Source organism: Streptomyces sp. NPDC059853 (assembly GCF_042731495.1).
Lineage (GTDB): Bacteria > Actinomycetota > Actinomycetes > Streptomycetales > Streptomycetaceae > Streptomyces.
Genome location: NZ_JBHWJL010000284.1, coordinates 1 through 6,753, shown reverse-complemented (window position 1 = coordinate 6,753; position 6,753 = coordinate 1). Strand labels below are relative to the sequence as shown.

General features: G+C 70.1%; 5 protein-coding genes and 1 pseudogene. All 6 read right to left on the bottom strand.

Annotated elements, in window-relative coordinates; genetic code table 11:
* Window positions 1–96: 96 nt before the first annotated feature.
* Window positions 97–2,112, bottom strand: coding sequence for a hypothetical protein (locus ACFV5N_RS22760; protein WP_385602868.1), 2,016 nt, complete (start codon window positions 2,110–2,112; stop codon window positions 97–99).
* Window positions 2,113–2,222: 110 nt separating this feature from the next.
* Window positions 2,223–3,722 (bottom strand): SDR family NAD(P)-dependent oxidoreductase, encoded by a 1,500-nt coding sequence (locus ACFV5N_RS22755; RefSeq protein ID WP_385602865.1) that lies wholly within the window; start codon window positions 3,720–3,722, stop codon window positions 2,223–2,225.
* A 193-nt stretch (window positions 3,723–3,915) separates the two neighbouring features.
* Entirely contained in the window at window positions 3,916–5,373 is a 1,458-nt protein-coding gene (obgE, locus tag ACFV5N_RS22750) for a GTPase ObgE (protein WP_385602862.1), read from the bottom strand.
* A gap of 178 nt (window positions 5,374–5,551) precedes the next feature.
* Window positions 5,552–5,815 (bottom strand): 50S ribosomal protein L27, encoded by a 264-nt coding sequence (rpmA, locus tag ACFV5N_RS22745; protein ID WP_385602860.1) that lies wholly within the window; start codon window positions 5,813–5,815, stop codon window positions 5,552–5,554.
* Window positions 5,816–5,829: 14 nt separating this feature from the next.
* Window positions 5,830–6,153, bottom strand: a complete 324-nt coding sequence (gene rplU, locus ACFV5N_RS22740; RefSeq protein ID WP_019432868.1) for a 50S ribosomal protein L21 — start codon at window positions 6,151–6,153, stop codon at window positions 5,830–5,832.
* 250 nt (window positions 6,154–6,403) lie between these two features.
* Window positions 6,404–6,753 (bottom strand): annotated as a pseudogene (locus ACFV5N_RS22735) (ribonuclease E/G); the annotation flags it as partial.

The window sequence follows — 6,753 nt, the reverse complement described above, 5'->3', positions numbered from 1 at the left end:
CTCCTCCGCTCGTAACGGGCCGCCCGCCCCCGCCCATGCCGGAGGGGCCCGGATCGTCTCCCGATCCGGGCCCCTCCGCCGTGTGCCGCCGCCCCGCTAGCGCGGCGCCGGCACCGTGTCCGCGTAGTCCGGCGACGCCGGTACCGGCTCCGCCGTGGTGCCCAGCGGGAACGCCCGCAGGCCCTTGCGGTACAGCGCCTCGGTCGCCGCGTTGAACCGCTCCATCGACGGCGGCTGGTCCCCGCCCAGCAGGTACTCCTTCAGCTGGGTGCGCCGCCGCGCCATCGGGTCGGCGCCGACCGGGCCGCGGACCCGGCCCAGGATCTCCGACAGTTCCGCGCAGTCGCTGCCCAGCAGGTACGCCGCGCCCGCCGTCGGGTTCTGGAGCCGGTACTCCTCCGGGTCCATGTCCTCCGCGTTGGTCACCACGTACGGCTTGCGGCTGGCCACGAAGTCGGAGATGACGCTCGACATGTCGCTGATCAGCAGGTCCGCGTGGTTGAAGCAGTCGTACAGCGAGGGAAGCCGGCTCTTGACGATCAGGTGCTGACCGCCCTGGTAGTCGTCGCTCCAGAACAGCTCGCTCCACGCCCGCCGGACGACCTCGATCTCGGCCCGCAGGTCCCGGTCCGGTACCCGCGCGTCCCGGGTCTTCTGGAGCCGGTCGCCCTCGGCCGCCGCACCGGACAGCTCGGCCATCCGGGCCTCCAGCCGCGCCAGCTCCGCCTCGATCCCGGCCACCCGCGCCGGGTCGCGCCGCGCCGCCCGCCGGACGTTGTCCTCGGTCAGCAGCCGCTCGATCAGCGCGTCGGCCGCCGCGGCCTCCCCGGAGCGCTTGCCGGTCAGCGGGTGCGGCTTGTAGATGACGCGCACGTCACCCTGCTCCAGCAGCCCGCCGATGATGGCCTCGCCCATCGGGATCACGGAGGTGTGGCAGGCGTCGTCGGTCCAGCCCTCCCACGTCGGCCCGTACAGCACGGTCAGGCCCTCGCCCGTGCCGCGCTCGCCGACCAGCCGCTCGCCCGCCGGCATGACCTCCGACAGCTGCGGGCGCCCGACCTCGACGATCGCGTCGTCGGCGATCGCGTGCCGCACCCGCTGGTAGCGGTCGCGGCCCGCCTTGCCGGCCACCCATATCTCGTCGAACACCCGGCTGACCCGGTTGCTGCTCGCCAGCTTGTCGCTGTCGCCGTGCCCGATGAAGACGTGCTGGATCTCGGCCCGCTGGAGCATGTGCACGTTCTTGCCGGCGTTGCCCGGGTAGAACGCCACCCGCACGTCCGACAGGTCGAGCTGCGCCAGGTCGTCGGCCTTGCGGACGCAGACCACCGGCAGCCGGGTCTGTTCGAGACCGCGCATCGCGGCCGTCTCCCGCAGGATGATCACGCCGCGACGGTCCATCTTCTCCATCGCGTCGATCCACATGTTGACCTGGTACATGAAGTCCTGGCCGCCCGCCGCGAAGGTGAAGTACAGCGCCACCTCCGGCCGGTACTCGGCGAGGTTGCGGTTGACGAGCTCCAGCACCTCGGCCGGGTCGGGCAGCCGCCAGTTGCGGTACGCGTGCCACGCCGCGTGCACCAGGGAGACCAGCACCGGCAGCGGCGCGAGCAGCGCCACCAGCATCCAGTTCTCGTCCGCCCCGGCGAGCACCGCCGCCGTACCGGCCGCCAGCAGCAGCTCGGGGCCGGGGATACGGCTCAGGCCGCGCGGGCTCAGCAGCGCGCTGCTGGGCAGATCGGGTATGCGGCGCCGCAGCGCGCTCATGTCCATGTTCATCGCGGCCACCGGCAGGTTGCGCCGCCGCACCCGGAAGCTGACCAGCGGCTGCTGGCAGCTGTTCGCCAGGAACATGACCGCCGCGCACACCGCCAGGATCCGCACCCCGGCCAGTTCCTGCGAGAGCGCGAGGGCGACGAGCAGCAGCAGCCGGTACAGCTCCCTTATGCGCTCGCCGAACCCGAACCGGCGCATCAGGCGGTTGATGTAGCGCCCGCGCTTGCGCAGTGCCCAGTCGGCCACGTAGTTGAGCACCAGCGCGGTGAAGAAGACCGCCTCGTTGCCGTCGACAACGGTCGCGGAGAGCGCTGCCGCGCTCGCCACGTAGACCACGAGCAGGATGCTTGGCCAACGGCCAGCGCGCCCGATCAGTCCGGCCAGCATTCGCGATTTCACCTCGGAGTAGATGGTGTGATCAGGTGATCAGTGAGCGGATCACCCGCTCAGGCGGTGCCGCCGCCCTGCAACGCCGCCGCCAGCGCCCGCTCGAAGGACCCCGCCTGCGTCGCGTCCGCCGTGGGGTCCTGCTGCCGCACATCGATGACGTGCCCGGTCAGCCCGGACAGCAGCACGTCCAGCGAGGTACGGGCCACCGCCTCGGAGGACAGCAGCGTACCGGCGGGCTCCTGCCCGAACGCCTTGGTGCGCATGGGGGTGGCCGTACGCTCCGGGTTGACGCAGTTCACGCGCACCCCGTCGCCCGCCCACTCGTCGGCCAGCGCCTGGGTGAGATTCACCATGGCGGCCTTCGTCGACGAGTACAGGCTGTACTCCGCGCGCCCGCGCGTGTAGCTGCTGGAGGTGTACAGCAGCAGCTGCCCGCCGGTCCGCGCCAGGTACTGGTGCGCGGCCCGCGCGATGCGGACCGGGGCCAGGTAGTTGACGGTGAGGGCTTCCTCGATCACCGAGTCCTCGGTCTCGGCGAGCTTGCCGATCCGCAGCACCCCGGCGGTGTTCACCACGTAGTCGACCCGGCCGGTCTCCGCGTACGCCTTCTCCAGCGCCGCGTCGATGTCCGCCGGGTTCTCCACGTGGGTGCCCGTCGTCGAGCGCCCCAGCGGGTAGACGGTGGCCCCGTAGCCGGCCGCGAGGTCGGCGATGTCCTTGCCGATGCCGTACGAGCCGCCGAAGATCACCACCGTCTTGCCGGCCAGCCGCTCCCGGTACGCCGCCTCGTCCGCGACCTGCGGCACAGCGGTGGAGGCCAGCTGGAACAGCTTGTCGGCGATGAAGACATCCACCGGCTGGGTGACCTTCATGTTGTACTCGTCACCGGAGACCACGTGGATCGGCACGTCCGGGAGGTACTTCAGCACCACCGAGCAGTCGTCGGTGGCCTGGAAATTCGGGTCCCCGGCGGCGATCTCGTACGCGCGGCGGATGGTGGAGAGCTTGAACGCCTGCGGGGTCTGGCCGCGCCGCAGCCGGGAGCGGTCGGGGACCTCGGTGATGAACTCACCGTCCTCGCCGTGCGTGCGCGTCACGATGATGGTGTCGGCGGACGGGATGGCCACGTCCACCGCGCGGTAGCGCTCCAGGGCGGCCACACAGTCGCTGATGACGCGCGCCGAGAGCAGCGGGCGCACCGCGTCGTGGAAGAGGAGGTTGCGGTCCTCCTCGCCCTCCTCCAGCGACGCGCCCACGGCGGCGATGGCCCGCTCGGTGGTCTCGTTCCGGGTGGAGCCGCCCTCGATGACCTGCGTCACCTTCGTCAGGCCCGCCTTGGCGACGATCTTCTCGACGTCCGCGACATACCCCGGGGTCATCAGCACGATGATGTCGTCGATGTCCGGCGACTCCTCGAAGATGGCGAGGGTGTGCTCGATGACGGCCTTACCGGCGATCTTGATGAGCTGCTTGGGTATGGAAAGGCCCACCCGCTGACCGGTGCCACCCGCAAGAACGACCGCGGTGGTACGAGGGCGAGCCCCCTTGGCATGCATAGACAAAACCGCTCCCGCCGGTTTGAAGAAGTGTCGCGTACGCGAGTAGAAGGTTAACCCCTGCGGAAGACTGACTTGTCATACGGATGAATCGTTGTGGCCCGTTATCACGCTGTGACGAACATCAGGTACTCTGACCGGCTTCGCTCTCGGCGCGAAGCCGGTCCCCATCCCGGGTCAGTCTCCCGCGATTTCAGCCAAAGGGATGGAATTCATCATATTCACGCTGAATATCACCGGCGGCCTTCTCCCCGCGCTCCGCCTCCCGGTCCCGGCGCCGCTGCACCGCGGGACGCTGCGCGTCCTCCATCCGCCGGTCCTCACCACGCCGCCCCAGCAGTTCGGCGCCCCCGGACACCGACGGCTCCCAGTCGAAGACCACCGCGTTGTCCTCGGGACCGATCGCGACCCCGTCGCCCTCCTGGGCACCGGCCTTGACCAGCGCTTCCTCGACACCGAGCCGGTTCAGCCGGTCCGCGAGATAGCCGACCGCCTCGTCGTTGGCGAAGTCGGTCTGCCGCACCCAGCGCTCGGGCTTCTCGCCCCGCACCCGGAACAGGCTCTCGCCCTCGCGCCGTACGGTGAACCCCGCGTCGTCCACCGGCTTGGGCCGGATCACGATCCGCGTCGACTCCTCCTTGGGACGCGCCGCACGCGCCGCCGCCACCAGCTCGGCCAGCGCGAACGACAGCTCCCGCAGCCCCTTGCGCGACACCGCCGACACCTCGAACACCGGCAGCCCCCGCGCCTCCAGGTCCGGGCGCACGATGTCCGCGAGATCCTGGCCGTCGGGGATGTCGGTCTTGTTGAGGACGATCACCCGCGGCCGGTCGGCGAGACCGCCGTAACTGGCCAGCTCCGCCTCGATCACGTCCAGATCCGACAGCGGCTCGCGGTCCGACTCCAGCGTGGCGCAGTCCAGCACGTGCACCAGCACCGAACAGCGCTCCACATGCCGCAGAAACTCCAGACCGAGCCCCTTGCCCTCGCTCGCGCCCGGGATAAGTCCCGGCACATCGGCGATCGTGTACACGGTCGATCCGGTCGACACCACCCCGAGATTCGGCACCAGGGTGGTGAACGGATAATCGGCGATCTTCGGCTTCGCCGCCGAAAGCACCGAGATCAGTGACGATTTACCGGCACTGGGATAGCCCACCAGCGCCACATCCGCCACCGACTTCAATTCCAGCACGATGTCCAGGGCCTCGCCCGGCTCGCCCAGCAGCGCGAACCCCGGCGCCTTGCGCCGCGCCGACGCCAGCGCCGCGTTGCCGAGCCCGCCGCGCCCGCCGGCCGCCGCCACGAACGTGGTGCCCTCGCCGACCAGGTCCGCCAGCACCTCACCGCGCTTGTCCAGCACCACGGTGCCGTCCGGCACCCGCAGCACCAGGTCCTGGCCGTTCGCGCCGGTACGGTTCCCGCCGGCGCCCGGCTTGCCGTTGGTGGCCTTGCGGTGCGGACTGTAGTGAAACTCCAGGAGTGTGGTGACTTCGTGATCGACAACCAGCACCACATCTCCACCGTGCCCGCCGTCACCACCGTCCGGGCCCCCCAGCGGCTTGAACTTCTCCCGGTGCACGGAGGCGCAGCCGTGGCCCCCGTTACCCGCGGCGATGTGCAGTTCGACGCGGTCCACGAAGGTGGTCATGACGGATGCCTCCCGGCAGCTGGAACAGATGAACGATGAACGACGAAAACAGTGGACGAAGGAACGGGACGGATGCGACGTCCGTCCCCTCGTGCAACGCGACGAGGGCGGATCCGCTTCCCCGGCTGTCCGCTGGGAAAGCTGATCCGCCCTCGGGAGCTGTGGAACCGCCCCGTGATTACTCGGCGACCGCGACCGGAACGATGTTCACGACCTTGCGGTCACGGTAGCGGCCGAACTCCACGGAGCCCGCCTCCAGCGCGAACAGCGTGTCGTCCTTGCCACGGCCGACACCCTTGCCGGGGTGGAAGTGGGTGCCCCGCTGGCGGACCAGGATCTCGCCGGCGCTGACGACCTGACCGCCGAAGCGCTTCACGCCGAGAAACTGGGGGTTCGAGTCGCGGCCGTTCCGAGTGGACGACGCGCCCTTCTTGTGTGCCATGTCAGCTCAGTCCCTTACTTCGCAGCCGGGGCGGGGATGCCGGTGATCTTCAGCTGGGTGTGCAGCTGACGGTGACCGATGCGCCGCCGGTAGCCGGTCTTGTTCTTGTACTTCTGGATCCGGATCTTGTCGCCCTTGTGGTGGTCGACGACCTCGGCGGTCACCTTGACGCCCGCCAGGACCCACGGGTCGCTGGTGACGGTCTCGCCATCGACGACGAGCAGCGTGGAGAGTTCGACGGTGTCGCCGACCTTGCTGCTGGAAAGACGGTCAACCTCGATGACATCGCCGACAGCAACCTTCTGCTGGCGGCCGCCGGTGCGCACGATCGCGTACACGCGGAACTCTCTCTCGCTCGATTCGGAACCCCTGATGCCAGCCGGGCGGGGCGGCGGTGAAGCACGGTGCCCGGCCTCTCCCGGGGCGCTGGCGCGCACATCACGGGAGGTGGATGCTCAGAAGCAATGACGGGTCTGCTGACACGCCGAGGGTCAACTTTAGTTTTCCACCGGTGACGGGGTCAAATTCCGGACAGCGGGCTGCCCCGCACCCCCGAGGGGCACGGGGCAGCCACGGCCCGGGGGCCGGTCAGTCCTCGGCGGACGCCGACACCGACGGCGGTGCCTGCTGCTCCGCCGCCGCCGTCTTCTTGGTGGCGGACTTCTTGGCGGTACCGCTCTTCTTGGCCGCGGTCTTCTTGGCGGTGGCGGTCTTCTTCGCCGTCGCCTTCTTCGCCGTGGCCTTCTTGGCGGTGCTCTTCTTCGCGGTGCTCTTCTTGGCCGCCGTCTTCCGGGCGGTCTTCTTCGCCGGAGCCTCCTGCTCCGCCGCCTCCTGCCCGGCTTCCGGAGCCTCGGCCGCCGGCCGCTCGGCCGCCGCGATCACCGTGACCGCCGCCTCCGTGCCGCCCTCGGGCGAACCGGCCGGGGCGGACACCCGCC